This is a genomic window from Rickettsiales bacterium, from assembly GCA_029252805.1.
Classification (GTDB): domain Bacteria; phylum Pseudomonadota; class Alphaproteobacteria; order Rickettsiales; family JALZUV01; genus JALZUV01.
Map to the genome: position 1 here is coordinate 15,031 of JAQXAR010000004.1, position 17,603 is coordinate 32,633.

Below are 17,603 nucleotides of genomic sequence, written 5' to 3' on the forward strand. Positions count from 1 at the left end.
AATGCTTATATATAAGGGTGAGAGAGGTACTGCCCGATGCGTGAAGGCGCTAGATCCCTTGGACCGATACATCGTATGTAAGGGAGCTTTCCCTGATTTAGGCCGTGGCCTTTATCATAAGGCGCCCACCTGGTTAACAGGGTCGCATGCGGATTAGAAAGGCCCACGGTCAGGGTGGTCCTCTCTCGCTTTTTCGTTATTAGACGTTCAAATGCTACTAGGGCTTACGGCGCTAGCGCCGGGCTGGCCTTGCCAGCCTATCCTTGAGATAGTAAGTTTACTTCATAATGATGACTTCACATGATAAATCGACATTACGCCAAACCATGCTTAAGCGCCGCCAAGCGTTATCGCTGCTGGATCAAGAAGCTTATGCTAAGGCTTGGACCGTAAAAGCGTTAGAATTTTTAACTACACAAAACTACCAAACCATCGCCGGCTATATGCCTATTCAGGGCGAGCTAGATGTGCTGGCACTATTAGAAGCCTTGCGTGACTCCGGCAAAACTATCTTACTGCCGCGCACCCCTGAGATACCAGATGCACTTACGTTTCATGAATATCATACGGATCAATTAAAATCGGGACTCTACGGAATTCAACAGCCTTTAAGCCACTGTCCGCAGCATTGTCCAGATATCATCCTCGTGCCGCTCGTTGCTTTTGATGAGGCTAGAAACCGCCTCGGCTATGGCGGTGGCTATTATGATCGTACCCTCACAGCGATCGCACCCCCTCCCCTCACCCTCGGCTGCGCTTATGATTTTCAAAAGGTCGATATGCTACCGACAGAAGCCCATGATAGACAGTTAGATAGGGTGATTGCGCTTAACCACTAATTCTCTATACTCTCTTGCATGAAAATCCTTTTCTTTGGCGATGTTGTGGGTCGCAGTGGGCGGCAGGCTCTATGTGAACAGCTTCCACAAATTAAAACTGACTATGCAGCTGACTTTATCGTGGTCAATGGCGAGAACTCTGCAGGTGGCTTTGGCTGCACGCCGGAAATCGCCGATGATTTCATGAAAGCCGGTGCTCACGCCGTAACCACGGGCGACCATGTGTGGGATCAGGATAAGCTGACGCCGGCACTGGATTCCCAGCCCTATCTGATCCGCGCGGCGAACTTCCCGCAGAGCACACCGGGACGTGGATTACAGGAATTTAAGACACCTAATGGCAAAAAAGTCATTGTCCTGCACCTGATGGGGCAGATTTTTATGAAGCTATCGTTGGATAACCCCTTCTCCTGCGCTGATAAAATGCTCGCACCTTACAAAATCGGGGCTAATTGCGATGCGATCATCGTCGATTTCCATGGCGAAGCGACTTCCGAAAAAGCGGCAATGGGACAATATCTGGATGGCAGGGTCTCGCTCGTCGTCGGAACACACACGCATATTCCGACCAATGATGCCCATATTATGGCCGCTGGCACCGCCTATCAGACCGATGCGGGGATGTGCGGTGACTATAACTCGGTAATCGGCTTCGAAAAAACGGAACCTCTTAAACAGTTTCTTTACAAAAGGCGGGGTAGAATGCAACCTGCTAGTGGTGAGGCGACCCTGTGCGGTACTTATGTAGAAACCGACGATAAAACGGGACTTGCCACGCATGTTGAGGCATTAAAAATAGGAGGCTGTCTTGTTCGGTAAAGACAAATTAGTAGAAGAAACACCCCAGGCAGTCGAGCCAGAAGTGTCAACAGCAGAGGATCTTAGTCTTTCCAATATTGCGGATGGAACCCCTGAAGCGTCCGAAGCAAAAGCACTCGTATTAACAGGACAGTTCACTCAGGCAGAATATTTACTTGAGCAATTGTTAGAAAAAAACCCCGCTAATTGCGATGCGTGGCATGCACTTGGCCATGCACGACGCCTGCAAAATAAATTACCCGAAGCACTGGAAGCTTACAGTCACGCGATTGAAGTGGCGTATCGTTACCATTCCATCATCCATTTCGAGCACTCTGCCGCTTGCTTACAGCGCGCCTTATTACTCTTTGCGATGGGCGAGGCAGAAAAAGCCAAAGCTGATATTGAAATGGCAATTTTTCAAGATCACAATAACCAACCGGCGCTCACTTTGCAGCAAAACGGATGGCAGCGCGGCATGGAATTGGCCGAATATGAAAGCAATTTGATGACCGCCGTCGCCTGCGAAACGGAAATTCGCCGTAAGCCATGTGATTTAGAAGAGTTACTGCCCTATCAGCAAGCACATGATACGGCGATTTACTACTGGCGTCATGGCCATAACGAGCATGCGATTGGTCTCATGAGTGAAATGCTCAAGCAGAATAAAGATTATTCCATGGCATGGCACCACCGCGCCCTCATGTTCCTCGAGCTACAGGACACCCGCCAAGCACAAGCCGATTTAGAGAAATCAATCGAAGCCGGCCAGAATTGGCATAAAAGCTATCATCACGATGCAGCGCTTCATCATTTCCATCGCGGGCAATTGCAGCAGCAAATGGGCGACCATGATATGGCGATGATGGATTTCAACAAAGCCATCGATATTGATAAAGGCCTTGCCCTCGCGCATGTTGCGCTTGCCCATATCCATCGCAGTAACGGCCAAATTCCTGATGCTATTACCGATTTAAATAACGCCCTCGCCGTTGATCCGCGCCCTGAATGGCAGGAACTCCTCACCCGGTGGACACAAGCCATGGTGGGTTAGGTCATTGCCTGAATGCAGTAGGAGTAGATTTTCCGATATCACTCACTTTCTCAAACTCAGCAACTAGTTTTTTAATTCCGGCCAGTCCTTCCAGAACACCCTCATTAGAAATCTTTTCTTCACCGGTCATAGTGTCGAAGAAACCCTTCAAATAGCGATCTGCGTAATCTTTATTTAACTCCAACGTCCGCTTCATCATCTCAACCATACGCGGGTTAATTTCGGGCCGCCGCGCCTCAGCGTGAGATGATCCCAATTCTTCGTAATAACCGTGTGCATGCTGGATATGGCTTAATTGAAAACCCCATTCTCTCGCCATATCATGATCTGTCTTAGGAGAACCCAAATTCTTCTTACGATCTTGCTGCTCTTTTTCATATTTTTGAACTTCCAATGGACCCAAGCTATCTCGGCGGGCGATTTCCTTGCCATCTAGTTTATAGTTAAGCAACTTGATCGTTTCAGAAATTTTTTCTTCTATCTTTTTAAGCACTTCATCTGAGGCTTGCAAATGTTCATAGAGCCTAAAATACTCGGATTTTAGAGGCTCCAACTGCTCTTTGCTCAATTCTTTCTTTTCGACACGCTTGGGCGGCAATTGCTTTAAGTCCAGCAACGTATCTAGTTTTTCATAGGTCACTTTCAGCCTATCTAAACTATCACGCGCACCGGGCTTAAAAAGGTTAGGGTCTTCTTCTGCTCGTTTGACATGTCTTTTCATAAAATGGAGCAGTTTTTCAACACTATCATCGTATTTTCCCTGCATAAATTTATGCACTTTTAGCTCCTTTTCATACTCCTCAATTTCTTCAATAGAATAAGTTGTATGATGACTGCCTCGTCCCCAACCATCGTAGCTTTTTAAAAACTGCCTAAACCGCTCTTCATGCGCATGAATCCTGGCATCCAACAACCAACTAGTGTTGGCTTGCCATTCGGCTATCTCGTCATCTGATAATCGAGAGGTCCCCGCTTCAACCCACCTGCCTTCAGCGTTTCTTTTGGGCCAATGGTCTTTGTAGCCCAAGTGCCTTCTAAAGAGCTCGGTTTCTTCTCTAAATTCGGCGATTAAGGGTTAGCTATCTCGCTACGGCGCATCAGGCTGGTATAATATGCGATGGGCCTAGATTCCTGCGCTATTGTAGTCGGCTCGCCTTGCTCGTCAGGAGTTGGCGAGTTTTTATTCCAGCCCAAAATATAATCTACCCATCTCATAGAGGCACTCTAACACAGAATCGTTAAAAAACCTTTATGAGTTAGCAGTTGCCAGATGAAACAGGCAGGTTATGATATCTGCAAACATTAACCACTAGTCGGAAGATACTCATGGCAGGCCATTCGAAATTTGCAAATATTAAGCATCGCAAAGGTGCGCAGGATAAAAAGCGCGGTAAGGTTTTCAATCGCTGCAGTAAAGAGATTATGATCGCGGCTAGATCAGGCTCGGATCCGAATATGAACCCACGTTTGCGCGGTGCTATTGTGACCGCCAAAAAGCTAAACATGCCCAATGATAGAATCGACACGGCCATCAAAAAAGGTTCCGGCGAACTTGAAGGCGGCCAGTTAGAAGAAATCCGCTACGAAGGCTACGGCGCCGGTGGTATCGCAATTATTGTCGAAACCGCGACCGATAACAAAAACCGCACCGCGGCTGAAGTACGCTCTACCTTCACTAAACAAAATGGCAATATGGGCGAAAGCGGCTCGGTTGGCTTTATGTTTGACCGCAAAGGGGTGATCACCTATTTGCCAGAAGCTGGCGATGCGGACACGATGTTTGAAACCGCGCTAGAAGCCGGTGCAGAGAATTGTGAATCAGATGATGACGGACACGAAATCACCTGCGCGATAGAAGATTTCAGCACAGTGCGTGACGGCTTGGTTGAGAAATTTGGCGATGCAGAAGAATCTAGCCTACGCTGGGTGCCCCAAACCCTCACCGTATTGGATGCCGATGCCTCCGAATCAGCGATGAAATTGATCGAAGCCTTGGATGACTTGGATGATGTGCAAGAAGTGGCCACTAATGCCGATTTTGACGAAGGTACGTTAGAAGCGATGGCGAGCTAGTTCCTTTCAGTCCAACTAAGCTTCCAGCCTATATTGTAGTGGGTATCTTCACATAACCGTAACACTAAAAATCTGCAATCCATGGTTTAATGTTCCTGCATGCAGAATACGTCAGAAACACAGCAACAGAGTTCCTCTGGAGCGGATAGCAATCCGTCAACCGATTGGGCTGCCTCTGACAAACCCAAACAGAAGCGTACCCGTGGCTTAAGGGTACTAGACGCTTTCATTTACCCCTTCCTGAATAATTTTGCCGTCTTTGCGATCTCCGCTTATGCGACCTATATGACCAAAAATGGTGATAAACACGGTGGTGCACTCAATAACTGGCTAAAAAGCCGTGGCGATAACCTTATGAATACCTTCAAAGGTTGGGGGATGAATGAAGAACAATCTGAAATGTCGAAGATGGTTTTCTTCTCATTCCTAGATGGCTCTATTATGGCGCCTGTCATTAAACTTTTTGAAGATAAGCGCGAAAGCATCGCTCGAGGGCTTGATACGATGTTCGGCACCGTACCAGAAGATGACTCCGTCTATGCGGCAGAGCCCAAACAGACGTGGAAAAGCGTTTTACTTGGTCGTGCCGCTACGGCTGCGATTATCGTTCCTATTGCCGTTTTGATGGATAAGAAAAAAGTAAATGGCCAAATAAAGAATGAAAAAACGGGAAAATGGGGAAATGGGAGAGTTTCACTTAACGCAAAGCTTTTTGAAGCTCCAGGCGAGAAAGCAGGCGAAAGAATTGTAAAGCATTACCCAGGCATTAAAAAGAGATTCCCCAAAATTGACTGGCCTTACTTGTTGAAAACAGGAGCCTTTGAAGCATTTTACACTTCCGTTTGTACGGCCGGGTTATATTTCTCCAGCCGCTTGATTGCCAAACATGACGATAAGGCAAAAGCGAAGAAAGAGCCCACTCAAGAAGCGAAGTTCCAAAAGACATCTCCATCAAGTAAACCGACTAAGTCTAAGCCTGCTCAACCAGTAAGCATGCAAGAAGAGAAGAGTGACTCCCTTCCGAAAGAGAAAAAATATTCTGACCAAGAGCTAGAAAATAGAAATGGGCATGTCGGTAAATTAGACGCGGAACCCGTTAATCCTACACACACACTGACCGCTTAAGTCGCTACTGCACCGCTTGACTCAAACCCTCTTCTTTAATCTTCTCGCGATAAGTAGCGAGGAAGCTTTCCATCCGGCCAATTTGCGCCGTAAGTTTGGCAATATTGCGATAATCGAGCTTGGTATCTTCGGTAATGAAAGCAAATAGATCTTTCGACTTTTTATCCGGTATGAGCGGCGCGAAATAATCACGTAAATATTGCAATTGTCCGCGTTGTTGTTCAAACACATAACCAATAGCAAGCTTCATGAGAACATCGGTTTCAGCAGCGCTAAGCGGTAAACTTGGATCTTCACGCTGCCCCATGAGCCCTTCAGCAACCTTCGTTACTTCTTGCCAATTTTGTTCTTTCCAATGCAAGGAGAGTTGCAGGAGTTTCGCGTCGCGCGTATCATCTCCTTCTAGCAATGCGATCGCTCTATCAGCTTTATCGACCCCCATAAGCGCACGTGCCGTCAGCAATGAACGTTGATGCTGCAGGCTATAGGGGTTGCCGCCATAACCGGTCAGTTCCAGCACTTTCAGTGCCTCTTTGGGTTTACGCCGCAACAAGTGAATCAATGCCAAACGTGCTCCCACACGGCTACGCTGCTCCCCTGATAGACGGAACTCCACTTGATGCTGTAACAGCGACGAAGCGCGATCGAGCAGCTCAACACCGGTGAGTCGGTCGGCGAGATTCTGAATCATCTTATCGCCCTCATCGCCAATCGGCGTGAGATTACGAAACTCATAATACAGCGCCAAAGCTTGCAGAGGCGTCAACTTATCCGCGGCACCCTCATTAAAGAGTTTGCGAAAAATATCCGCCATCTTACCCGTAATTTCAATATTCTTCGGATAGTTCGGGAAATAAGTGATGATCTCACGATACGCGCGCAAGGCTTCACGATGCTGCCCTACCTCTTCATAAAGACGCGTCAATAAATTCAGCAATGTGATTTCAAATTGATCGCCACGCCAAATAATACGAATAGGCTCTAATTGCGCGATCGCCTCTTCAATCGAGATTTTATTTTCCGCAAGGTTGAGATTGGCAATCGCAAATAAAGCGCGCGGGCGAATGTAGCGATTATGCATTTTCTGCGCGAGCCTACCCCACATTAAACGCGCGGCATCTTTTTGCGTCGTTCCGGCCAAAACACGTGCAATCAGAAACTCTACATGGTCCTTCACATCTTCGAGCATATGGTCTTTATGGAGCGTATCGAAAATTTTCAGCGCTTTATTATATCTCTTATTATTGATGAGATGATCCGCTGCAATCAAGGCTAAACGCTGGCGCATTACAGGCGGATAATGGCTAATATAGCGAGCGTGATTACTCTGATAATCGGCCCTACCCTCGCCACGCAGAATCACATTTAAAATATCCCGCCAGAAATCGAGCTCTTCTTCCTTCTCGATTGTGGCATGTTTAAAGGCCGTCTCTGCTTGCGGGAATTCGTACGATAAGAAATGCGCGGCTCCCAACAAGGCGTGCATTTTATTGCGGGTGAAATAAACTGGAGAATCCGTCGCAAGATTCTGTAGAAGCGTTTTTGCCTCCACCGCTTTACCTTGCGATAAGTATAATTCTGCAAGGCGCTTGCGGGCGATACGTTTCTTTTTCTTATCCTGCTCCGCAGCCTGACGCCATAGACGCCCCTCAAACACGGCAGCGTCTGGCTCATCAACCGGTGCCTGCCAATTCTGATACGGGAAAAAACTATCCGCCGCTTCAGAGTCTTCAATTTCAGGATCTGGCAATTGCACTTGCAGAATATCTTTCGAGAGCAAAATCCCTCCCGGTGCCGTCACCTTGACGCCGCTACGCGTCCGTGCGATGCGTAGCTCCGGTATCGCATCCTGAATAATAAGTCCCTGCGCCGTGCTCGGCATATAGAATTCTGCAAAACGGCGTGGCGGCACTAACCCCGTACCAGCTTCATAAAACGGAATCGCCGTGAGTTGGTCTCCGATCAACGGGTCATAGAATTTGAACGGGCTCGCCATTTCTAATACGGGCACAAACAGATGCGGCTTTAGGGGTGGCTCTACTTTTGGCTGCAAACGCAGCAGCTTTTTCGGCAATTTCTCTTCCGGCAACAATTCAATTCGCCATGCGTAGCTCTTCTCTTTTCGGCTAACATGGATGCCTTTAAGGGGTGTTTCAATCACCCATAATTGTGACGAAGTTAATCCCGAAATTTGATTCGTTTTTACATTCTTTACGTGAATGTTGGCTCTTAATTGCGAAAGATTAAACGCTTTTTGCTCATTAAATAAAATCAGCGTTCGATTAGCGCGGCGGAAGACCGTTGCTGCTACACGCTTATCCCACGGGAAGGTCAGCGCAATACCATCTTCCAATGCTTCCACCTTAATAGCATCACCCGGCAAAGGAGATTCCGGCGCAGCAGTTAGTGTCACTTCCTTTGTAGTTTCTTCTTCCACCACAGTGACCGGTGCAACCGGAGCGGCCACTTGTTTTGGCTGCTCTACCAAGGCTACTTTTTCTTCTCCTGCTGCAAGAGGCGCCGAAGCCGACACGGGTTCGGGCTTTGTTTTAACAACAGGCGCTGGCGTAGGTTCGGGTTTCGTTTCAATAACAGGTTCTGGCTCTGGTGCAGACGGCGCTTCAACGACCAGCTCTGGCTCCACTTTGGGCAGCAGCGGATTAATCTTCGGAGGTTCGGTTTTCAGCTTTACTTGCACCGCCTTTTTAGGTTCGGGAGTCAAAGCAGGTGCGGCCACTGGTACTTTGGGCTTTTCGATTACGACCGGCTTTGGTGGTGTGGGTTTAAAAGAAGGGCGCGCTTTAGGCAGCGGGGTTTTCTTTGCTGGAACTTTCTTCTTCGGCGCTTCAGTTCTCTTCTTCGGTTTTGCGTTCGTCTTTTTGGCGGGAGGAGTTTTTTTCTTCACGGCTGCCTGAGTGCCGCCTTTTTGCAAACCAATAATATCAATGCCAGTATTTTTACCGCTGACGAAACTACGAATACGGTATTCTCGGTTTGTGGTGATCAGCAGGCTGCGCTTATCGTTCGATTGACTAATCGAAATCACATAAGGTTTTAGTTTCTTCAGCAAGGGTGCCGCTGATATCTCGACCGGCTTATCAAACCGCAGGCGAATCTGACGGCCTTTCACCGCATTGCGCAATTTAAGCGGCGCCGCATGCGTAAAACTCACACGCGCAAAGTCACGAATAACGGATGCACTGGCTTGCGGACGTACTTGCGCTGAAGCCGTCACAGCGAAGCCCATAACCCCTAACATCAGGATACAAGCCGTTACTGCGAGCCACCCATTATTTTTCTTATTCTTTGCGGCGCATTGCATTAGTTTCTGTTTAGTCTATCACATACGCACAAGCAAAGGAGAATTGACATGCGCTGGACAGATGTACTGGATATTGCGATTGAGTTGGAAGAAGCCCACCCACAAGCTGATAATATAAACCTACGTTTCACCGATTTACGCGACTGGGTTTTGGCGCTGGATGGCTTTGAAGGCGATGCCAATGGCTGCAGCGAAAAGATTCTCGAAGCCATTCAAATGGCATGGATTGAGGAAAGGGATTAACCATTACTTTCACGCTCCACACTGAAGAGGATACAAAGAGGCTCGCACAGGCCGTTGGCAGTATATTACGCCCGCACGACTGCCTTACCCTTAGCGGCACATTGGGTGCGGGGAAAACTACTTTCATGCGCCACCTCATTCACTCGCTTGGCTACACAGGCGCGGTGATTTCACCCACCTTTATGCTCGTGCAGGAATATCCTGTAACCTTGCCAAATGGCGGTAATGTGCCATTACACCACATGGATGCGTACCGAATCGAAGACACATCCGAATGCGAAGAGATTGGCATTACCGACATGCTGCAGAGCGGTATCCTTTGCCTAGAATGGCCAGAAATCTGCGCCGATTGGTTGCCAAAAGACGCATTAGCCCTTACACTGGAATTAACAGATAAACATCGTCAGGCACGGATCATTTCGCCGACACGCCAAGACGAGCTCGAAACGATAGAGAAAGCATTTCATGCCCGCTGATCGCAAACAAGCCGCTCAAGCATTCCTCCAAGCTAATGGCTGGGGCGAAGCAAAATGTGAGTTCCTTTCAGGCGATGCCTCATTTCGCAGCTATCAACGCGTGCATCTTGGCGATAAACGTGCGGTCCTCATGGATGCACCGCCGGAGAAAGAACCCCTCCCTCCCTTCATTCAGATGGCACACTATTTAACTGGGCACGGCTATAGCGCGCCGCATATTATTGCGCGCGATTTGGAGACAGGTTTCCTGCTGCTTGAAGATTTAGGCGACGACCTTTACAGCCACTGGCTTAAGGAAAAACCGGCACAGGAATCAAAGCTTTATTTGGAAGCGACCAATTTTCTGATTGACCTGCACAAGCGCCAAGAGGATGCACCTCAAATTCCTGAATATGATACTGAGCTACTGTTGCGCGAGGCTACTCTCTTTGTGGATTGGTATCTCGCCGCCATGCTTGGCGCAGAACGCGCGGCGGAACTTCGCCCCAGTTATTTGAAACTCTGGCAAGATTTATTCGAGCGGGCACCATGGTTGCCTAACGTGGTCGTACTACGCGATTACCATGCGGATAATTTACTCTGGATGCCAAAGCGCGCGGGTGTGGGTAAAGTCGGCTTACTCGATTTCCAAGATGCCGTGATGGGCTCTCCAGCTTATGATCTCGTTTCCTTCATCGAAGATGCGCGCCGCGACGTCGCACCGGAAACGGCCATGACTGCCATCAACCATTATATTCAACAAATGCAATGGCCGTCTGATAGTTTCATGGCACTTTACTCCCTTCTGGGTGCTCAACGTAATTGTAAAATTATCGGTATTTTCACTCGCCTCGCCATGCGTGACGATAAGCACGATTATCTCGACCTCTTACCGCGCGTGTGGAAGCATTTAGAGAATGATATGGAACATCCGATTATCCGCCCGCTACGTGCGTGGATGGATGAAGTTTTACCGGTCAGCAATTTACGCGGCATTCCTCCATTAGAAACCAAACAGAAATCAGGAGGCCAGATTGGCTAACCCTATCGAAGCAATGATTTTAGCCGCAGGTCGTGGCCGCCGCATGCAACCTTATACGAGCGAAACGCCAAAGCCTTTAGTTAAAGTCGGAGGTCATCCGCTGATTGATTATGCGCTTAAGCTAGTCCAACACGCTGGCATCGAAGAAGCGATTGTAAATACGCATCATTTAGGCGAACAAATTGAGGGTTACCTCGCAAAGCAGAATTTTACCTGCACCATCTCGCGCGAGGAAGAATTGTTAGAAACGGGTGGCGGTATCTGCCGTGCGTTGCCTTTGCTGGGGAGCAGTTTCTTCACCCTTAATAGCGATGTCATTTGTGTGGAAGAATCGAATAGTTCTGTATTGAAGAAAATGAATGAAGCATGGGATGCATCTCATATGGACGGGCTCATGCTACTTTGTCCATTAGAACGCGCAGTCGGCTATAAAGGCGCAGGCGATTTCAGTCTCGCTGAAGATGGCCGCATTCAGCCACGCGTTGAGGGAAAATCAGCTTATGTTTATATGGGTATTCAACGCCTGCATAAACGCTTTCTGGACGGCGCTCCAAAGGGTGCATTCAGCCTAAGCCAACTCTATAAAGCAGCCGTTAATAAGGGCGAAAATTGTCCGCTTTACGGCATGGTTCACGAAGGCGCATGGCTACATGTTGGTGATGCACAAGGCATAGAGCTTGCGGAAAACTATTTAAGCGAACTTATATAATCATCATACCATACGGGCGGCTGAGTCACTGCACCCATCGGATAGATCTTACCTTTAGGATCTACAGGAATGCGCGTTTTTGCCGGAATTCCAATAATTCCATTCGGATTTAAGATCACTTCTTGGCGCGGGTGAACGCGATACTGATTTCCATCTGAAACCCTTACAAAGCCATCCCGTCGGAATTTAGGTGTCACGCCCGGGGCTAGTTTAACTTCATAACCTTTTGCATCGGTGAAGCTACCTCCATTGGGCAAAGAGAAGTTCACTGCTGGCGGTCCTGTTTGACTAATAAACGAAATATTCGCACCTAGCGGTAAGGTGATGTAGCTTTCATCAGGCGAAATAAAAGTGCTATTACCGACATTGTAAACATGCTTGCCTTTTTTCATAACCAGAGCAAAAAGCCTGTTTAAAATCCCCCAAAACTTTCCGTTCTGACAATCCTTATATTTAAATAATTTGCTTAATAAGTTCGTAATGCCGTTATTAATCTCATCCTTAAGATTAAAATCACCGAACAAACCATTTGTTGCATCATCGAGCTTTTGTTGAGCTTTCACTACCTCGCTACGCGCTGTATTTAAATGCCCCTGAACGGTCCCTAAATGCTGATTTAGAGTTGCCGCGATTCCATCAATTTCAGCTTGCGGCGTTGCCGTATTCGTATTGATAAATTTATTCACTTGCGTACTGAGTAAACCCATACCTTGGTTTACAAGTCCTGTTACGGCTCCTCCTACAACAGGCATCTGGCCTAACAAACCCGAAATTTCGCTTCCAATACTCGTGAGCAATTGATTCGCTTGATTACTCGGAATTGCCCCCCCAGCTTGAAACGTTGATACAAGCCCGCCTAATTGGTTCATATAACCTTGAATTTTATTCATCCGAGCATTGATCTCAGCTATAGGAGTTGGAATGTTTATTTTTGCTTTGCCAAGTAAGTTTTGCATGGCCGATTGCGCGAACGAAGTCAATGCACCACACGGAATTTCTCTCTCATTCAACTCACCAAACACTCCAACAGGTTCATTAAATTTTGGATTCTTTGCGGGATCATATCCGGGCGGAGAATCACTACCATCTGTATATTTACGCATGGTATTAGGGCATTGGTGCTTAGTTCCTGGGCGACAAGGAGCACCTGGATGGCTATTGCCTACCGCTGTTACAATGGGTGCTGCCCCCATTTGATTGCGCAGGTAAAGCGGCATATCCCCACGCCCCTTACAATCAAGAACAGCAGCACGAGTAGCCCCGCCTGCTGAAATTTCATTAAGCGACATTCCTGATTGGATCATTTCTTTACAGGTCGTCGCAGGGGCTGCCTGTAGCATATTTGGCAGCAGCATCGTTAAAACTATAGCTAAACGTACCATCAGAACTTCATCTCTCTCACGTCAAGTCGTGGACGATAAATGATGACGTTATTCCATTGACGTTCAACACAATGACCAAGCTCAGGGTCATCACAATAATAGGTCGCGGCCACTTGCTCTTCAATAAGCACCTGAACATACTCGGGCAAGTCTTTCTTACTCGGATAAAGCCTTCGGTTCGCACCACGCCCTGAATAACTCGTACCTCCACAAGCATCTGGGTATTTCCCGTTATTAGATTCACTCACTTCTACAAAGTTAAGGTCCTTAGGGTTGTTCACGTTTCGTGTCGCTTCAACAAACGCCACATGCGGCAATCCACCCTTACCGGCGGGCCAAATTAAAATATCATGCTTCTGTGCCTTATCAAGGCCACCCATAATAATACTCCCCGACTTAGGCGACCCATAAGCATACGGGAATTGCTGATTCTTACCAATCACCTGGCCCGTTCTTGCGTCATCACGATTGGCAGGCGTACTCACATAACCACGCCATATTAAAGGGGCCTCCTGTCGGATTTGTTCAATCATATCTTTGCTATCTTGCGTTTTTTCACTGACCTTAGTCGGCGTAGAAAGTGCCGCTCCCAGTAAGGTTAAGACTTTTTCTTCACTTGATTGCTTTTTAAAGGTTTTCTCATACTGACAGAGACAACTGAGACCATGCGTACGGAAACAGTTCGCTTGATACATTTTTAATTCAGCCCATTCGGAGCCCGCAAGCGATGGGAATTTTCTATCTTGTGGAATGGTCTTACTGCCGTTTTTACCGTCCTTCCAATCCTGCATGGTCATACAGCTATCGCCAATACCCGCGCCACCGCCATAGCGGCAAAGCTGTGCTTTACGGCCATGGATCGAGTTATAATCTCGGCCAACACCCATTACAGCGTCATTTTGTCCCCAATCACACCAATAGTCTGGATCTTTCTTCGGTTGGAAGGCTTCTCCCCCTGTATCCCACCAACGCATATACGGACGATGGTTTTTAAAATATTCACGGAAGCCGTGCCCATCAGCAGGATCTTCATCTGCATATTTTTTCTTCCATTTTTCGACATTCTTACCAAATTTTCCTCCAATGCTGGATGGAACATAAAGTCCAGAGCCCAGTCTCTTTTTCGGCGTCTTATCATCCGTTCTAAAGTCCCCTTTGCGGGTACGAATTTTTAAGAAATTAACACTGTAAATTGGCTTCGCAGCATCACCGCAAATCTTATCAATGTTTTTCTTCTCACACTTTTCCGCATCCGATTTTGACTCTTTATCAATATTGATATCGTCTTTAGCCTTCTCACCTTGATTATCACAGGTGTACTCTTCTTTAGCTTTTTTGCATAATGCCGGATCCCCTTTATGGTTAAACCGCGTACTGCATACTGGCCAGTTTTTACCTACTGCCGTTGGACCCCATTCAGGTTCTTCTTTTTTATTATCACCCGAACGTGTGCGTTCCAATGATTCGGCCCTAGCGGCACGACCACATTTGTTGCATGCTATTGTGTAGAAGGCGACTTTCTTAAGTTGTTTCTTCATTTCCTTACATGAAGGCCCATCTGTAACACCGAAGTACGTTTCAACAGCACAACCAACAGCAGCCACCGCAGCGAGTGCCGCATGTTTTGCAATTTTTGGACATGAGTTACATATCTCGTCACCATAATCACAATCTGAATTCTTACCGGAAGCCCTGCAATATTTCTTCCTATAATGTTTCCAATTGATCTTATACTCGTCCCAGAATGCTTTTTCATTCGTATCAATCTGGCATCCCATGCAGAGGCGGTAATCTTTATAACGGAAGCGTAGGAGGTCTACCTCCACCGCAGAACAATAGATAGTGCACCCAAATTCCCAATACCCTTTTTTCTGCTTTTTACTAGGGACACAGAAATATTTCTTTGATTTTGGCACGGCATCGCCACCTAAAGGGTTTGGAGTCGGTGTGCTGAGATAAACAGAAAAGTTCGTTTTACTCTCTGTTACATCACCAAATAAATTACGATCTGTCAATAAGGTAGTATCCGACAGTTCCGCAATGTCATAGCGCGGCGAAAATGGATGTAGCGGATCAATAATCCGTTCTACAGGGTGATCAGCGTATGCATTAATTGATTTTGTAAGCTTATCAACCCCCGGAAGACTCAAAAGGTTATTCATTTTATTATAACCCGTCTTCAACTCAACATCACTACTGTTGCTCCAAGTCTTAGATGGCCACTTAATTTTACGTTCGGGCCAATTATCTTTACGGAACTCATCCGCCTCTTTATTTGCATCGGAATTCTCGTGACGATCATATTTAATCCACGGCATATAATCATCTTTAAGCAAGCCTTTATACGAACGTTTCAGATAATCCCTTACATCATATTCTCCTTCTCCGAACCCAATACGCTTTGCTCTAAACGGCTGACAAAAACGTGGAGATTTCCCCACTTCGCCTTTATCCCGGTTATAAATATAATCTGGGTTAAATGATTTTTGCGAAATATGCTGATTGGCACAACTATCAAGCATTAAGCGCACCCAATAAGCCGGCTTACATTCAGCAGCCGCTGACTTGCTAGGCTTCATTAATTTCTCAATTTCCTTGAATTGGCCCGCTAATAGAAGCTGCTCAAGTTTTTTCTTTATATCACTACCACCACCGACTAACGAACCAACAGCTCCGCCTATGGCACCCCCAAGGCCTGCTAAAATTTGGCCAGAGAATTTATCTATATATTTCTTATATTCTTTATTTTTCCATAGGATAGAATTAAGTTCCCAATCATTCTTTAATCCACATTTAGGCAAAGGGTTGAAGCAACCAAACGCGCCTCGGAAAATATCATAAGCATTATCTTCAAGTTTATCTTTTGGGACCCTACGAAGATTCTGACTGCCTGGGCACATATCACGATAGCGCCATCCATTATCCAGCTCCAAAGTCGATAGGCGTTCTGTGTTTTTAGGAACGATACACGATAGTTTCTTTGAAGATTTATCATATTGCGGCAACGACCCAGCGATTCCAGGGAAGGGCAATTCATCTTCCATTAGCGTTCGTCCATAAATCTCATAATCATGATCGACACCCAGGGTCCCTATAAAGCACATATCACGATAGCGATTATCCTGACACGGCTCGCTTACTTCATCATCGCCGCCGCCAAAGCCGCCAACAAGACTGCTAATGACGCCGCAGCCTTTCTTCGGGTTATCCATTCGGTAAGCACCGGCTCTTGTTTTCTCACCGGGCTTATTAATCTCATAATCATGATGATCCTTATCTAAGTAACGATCACGATTATTCGTCGGTGGTTTATATTCAAAATATTGTTTCACGCGGTCCGTAAATTCTTTGCCACCCGAATTCGCACCTTTTAGAAGTATATTGCTATCACATTCAACTTCCGGACATTTATATTTTTCACTTATTCGCTTGGCTTTACAAAGCAGTCCAAATCCTGGGCCTACACTTACGAGATCACGAGACCCGCCACCACCGCCCAAGCCATTCACTAGACCGTCAATACCGCCTAACCCTAGCTGATCAAGAGCAGCATTAACCCCTGAGTTTGCAAGCCCCGAAACCGCTCCTGCAAGATCACCATTTTTGAGTTTATTCAATGCATCTTCAACTTTATCGCGCATCGGCCCTAAAGGTAGCTTATCCAGCAACTTACCTAGCGCCTCTTCTGCTAATTTTTTTAATTCATCTTTAGCTTTCGCTAAAACGCCATCAGCATATGCAGTAATAACTCCTGTCACCTTTTCGCGTAAATCTCCGAAATTCGGCAACATACCGCATATAGAATCTAGTTTTGATTTTATGCCCGCAAGTTTACTCATATCGAGATTCTTGATTTTACCCAGAAGCCCCGTAATGTCACTTCCTAGAGTCTCTGGGTTCATGGCTTTATCGAGAAGGTCCTTGGCTTTATCTATCTCCTTCATCACGCCTTCTTTTTCAAGAAACCCTGCTAGATCTTTTTGCGCCTTTTCTACCGCACCAGGCACTTCGGGCCATTTGGCAATTAAATCCGATATCTTTTTCTGCTGTTTAACATAGTTTGCTTTTTTGTTCGGATCAGCTTCCTGAGCTAGTTTATCTCCATATTTTTTGTGAAGCGTCCTGAGTTTTGCATCAAATGCCGGCAGACTCTGGGCACTCAAAACTCCATCAATCATCCCCCCTAAAACACCCGTTGCCTCAAAGCTGGGGTTTTGAAGGATATTATCCAAATTACTTAACTGATCTGTCACTTTATCAGGATGAAAACCATCCAACATAGGGCTGATTTGATCTAAATTATTATAAAGATCATCATCAGTCATTCCCATTAAATTTGTAGCAAAATCAAGAGTTTTTCGAACATCTTTGATGCCCGGAACGGGAGGAATCAGCTTCAACAAGTCTGTTGGACTCTTATTACAGCCAGGAATTTGCAGTTGCGCATGGGCAGAAAAAGCAAATAACAGAACGAAGCAAAGGAGAAAGAGGCTTAACCCTCTAACTCCTTTATGTTTAAAATCGCATGCTTCGTTTTTAGCCATGCAGCTTACAGTCCTTT

At 46.6% G+C, this 17,603-nt stretch carries 14 protein-coding genes and 1 other RNA gene; 10 read left to right on the forward strand and 5 right to left on the reverse strand.

Annotated elements, in window-relative coordinates; translation table 11 throughout:
• Nucleotides 1-23 precede the first annotated feature (23 nt).
• From ssrS to P8P30_00660, 4 genes are all read left to right on the forward strand, one after another.
• Nucleotides 24-185, forward strand: a non-coding RNA gene (gene ssrS, locus P8P30_00645) — 6S RNA.
• Between the two features lie 102 nt (nucleotides 186-287).
• Nucleotides 288-839, forward strand: coding sequence for a 5-formyltetrahydrofolate cyclo-ligase (locus P8P30_00650; GenBank protein ID MDG1286053.1), 552 nt, complete (start codon nucleotides 288-290; stop codon nucleotides 837-839).
• Nucleotides 840-857: 18 nt separating this feature from the next.
• Nucleotides 858-1,658, forward strand: a complete 801-nt coding sequence (locus tag P8P30_00655; GenBank protein MDG1286054.1) for a TIGR00282 family metallophosphoesterase — start codon at nucleotides 858-860, stop codon at nucleotides 1,656-1,658.
• Nucleotides 1,648-2,691: a tetratricopeptide repeat protein gene (locus P8P30_00660; protein MDG1286055.1), complete on the forward strand. Its 1,044-nt coding sequence runs from the start codon at nucleotides 1,648-1,650 to the stop codon at nucleotides 2,689-2,691. The genes P8P30_00655 and P8P30_00660 overlap by 11 nt, the downstream gene beginning before the upstream one ends.
• Nucleotide 2,692: 1 nt before the next feature.
• Here the strand turns inward: P8P30_00660 and P8P30_00665 are convergent, their stop codons facing one another.
• Nucleotides 2,693-3,718, reverse strand: a complete 1,026-nt coding sequence (locus P8P30_00665; GenBank protein MDG1286056.1) for a hypothetical protein — start codon at nucleotides 3,716-3,718, stop codon at nucleotides 2,693-2,695.
• 41 nt (nucleotides 3,719-3,759) lie between these two features.
• The gene (locus P8P30_00670) at nucleotides 3,760-3,906 is read right to left on the reverse strand and encodes a hypothetical protein (protein ID MDG1286057.1); all 147 of its coding nucleotides are present in this window, start codon (nucleotides 3,904-3,906) and stop codon (nucleotides 3,760-3,762) included.
• Nucleotides 3,907-4,017: 111 nt separating this feature from the next.
• On the opposite strand from P8P30_00670, the gene P8P30_00675 reads away from it, so the two are divergent.
• Nucleotides 4,018-4,764, forward strand: coding sequence for a YebC/PmpR family DNA-binding transcriptional regulator (locus P8P30_00675; GenBank protein MDG1286058.1), 747 nt, complete (start codon nucleotides 4,018-4,020; stop codon nucleotides 4,762-4,764).
• Between the two features lie 99 nt (nucleotides 4,765-4,863).
• Nucleotides 4,864-5,889: a hypothetical protein gene (locus P8P30_00680; GenBank protein MDG1286059.1), complete on the forward strand. Its 1,026-nt coding sequence runs from the start codon at nucleotides 4,864-4,866 to the stop codon at nucleotides 5,887-5,889.
• 4 nt (nucleotides 5,890-5,893) lie between these two features.
• Here P8P30_00680 and P8P30_00685 read toward each other — a convergent pair whose 3' ends face one another.
• Nucleotides 5,894-9,211 carry a hypothetical protein gene (locus tag P8P30_00685; GenBank protein ID MDG1286060.1) on the reverse strand — a complete coding sequence of 1,106 codons (3,318 nt, stop codon included), beginning with the start codon at nucleotides 9,209-9,211 and terminating at the stop codon, nucleotides 5,894-5,896.
• A 42-nt stretch (nucleotides 9,212-9,253) separates the two neighbouring features.
• Between P8P30_00685 and iscX the strand changes: the two genes are divergently transcribed.
• Genes iscX through P8P30_00705 form a run of 4 tightly spaced genes read left to right on the forward strand, consistent with a single transcriptional unit; the run spans nucleotide 9,254 to nucleotide 11,660 of the window.
• Nucleotides 9,254-9,454, forward strand: coding sequence for a Fe-S cluster assembly protein IscX (gene iscX, locus P8P30_00690; GenBank protein MDG1286061.1), 201 nt, complete (start codon nucleotides 9,254-9,256; stop codon nucleotides 9,452-9,454).
• 2 nt (nucleotides 9,455-9,456) lie between these two features.
• Nucleotides 9,457-9,930, forward strand: coding sequence for a tRNA (adenosine(37)-N6)-threonylcarbamoyltransferase complex ATPase subunit type 1 TsaE (tsaE, locus tag P8P30_00695; GenBank protein ID MDG1286062.1), 474 nt, complete (start codon nucleotides 9,457-9,459; stop codon nucleotides 9,928-9,930).
• A complete protein-coding gene (locus P8P30_00700; protein ID MDG1286063.1) occupies nucleotides 9,920-10,951 on the forward strand; it encodes a phosphotransferase in 1,032 nt (343 codons plus the stop codon). The genes tsaE and P8P30_00700 overlap by 11 nt, the downstream gene beginning before the upstream one ends.
• Nucleotides 10,944-11,660, forward strand: a complete 717-nt coding sequence (locus P8P30_00705; protein ID MDG1286064.1) for a nucleotidyltransferase family protein — start codon at nucleotides 10,944-10,946, stop codon at nucleotides 11,658-11,660. Before P8P30_00700 ends, P8P30_00705 begins: the two co-directional genes overlap by 8 nt.
• Here the strand turns inward: P8P30_00705 and P8P30_00710 are convergent.
• Together P8P30_00710 and P8P30_00715 are read right to left on the reverse strand one after the other, a co-directional pair.
• Complete coding sequence (locus P8P30_00710; protein MDG1286065.1) at nucleotides 11,639-13,015, reverse strand: hypothetical protein; 1,377 nt, start codon at nucleotides 13,013-13,015, stop codon at nucleotides 11,639-11,641. The genes P8P30_00705 and P8P30_00710 overlap by 22 nt on opposite strands.
• Nucleotides 13,016-13,041: 26 nt before the next feature.
• Complete coding sequence (locus P8P30_00715) at nucleotides 13,042-17,586, reverse strand: hypothetical protein (protein MDG1286066.1); 4,545 nt, start codon at nucleotides 17,584-17,586, stop codon at nucleotides 13,042-13,044.
• Nucleotides 17,587-17,603 lie beyond the last annotated feature (17 nt).

What these genes read in the sequence shown, in the direction of transcription:
- P8P30_00650 (MDG1286053.1), top strand. Translation starts at nt 288, where the DNA reads ATGATGACTTCACATGATAAATCGACATTACGCCAAACCATGCTTAAG.
- P8P30_00655 (MDG1286054.1), top strand. Translation starts at nt 858, where the DNA reads ATGAAAATCCTTTTCTTTGGCGATGTTGTGGGTCGCAGTGGGCGGCAG.
- P8P30_00670 (MDG1286057.1), bottom strand. Translation starts at nt 3,906, where the DNA reads ATGAGATGGGTAGATTATATTTTGGGCTGGAATAAAAACTCGCCAACT.
- P8P30_00675 (MDG1286058.1), top strand. Translation starts at nt 4,018, where the DNA reads ATGGCAGGCCATTCGAAATTTGCAAATATTAAGCATCGCAAAGGTGCG.
- P8P30_00680 (MDG1286059.1), top strand. Translation starts at nt 4,864, where the DNA reads ATGCAGAATACGTCAGAAACACAGCAACAGAGTTCCTCTGGAGCGGAT.
- P8P30_00685 (MDG1286060.1), bottom strand. Translation starts at nt 9,211, where the DNA reads ATGCAATGCGCCGCAAAGAATAAGAAAAATAATGGGTGGCTCGCAGTA.
- P8P30_00700 (MDG1286063.1), top strand. Translation starts at nt 9,920, where the DNA reads ATGCCCGCTGATCGCAAACAAGCCGCTCAAGCATTCCTCCAAGCTAAT.
- P8P30_00710 (MDG1286065.1), bottom strand. Translation starts at nt 13,015, where the DNA reads ATGCTGCTGCCAAATATGCTACAGGCAGCCCCTGCGACGACCTGTAAA.
- P8P30_00715 (MDG1286066.1), bottom strand. Translation starts at nt 17,586, where the DNA reads ATGGCTAAAAACGAAGCATGCGATTTTAAACATAAAGGAGTTAGAGGG.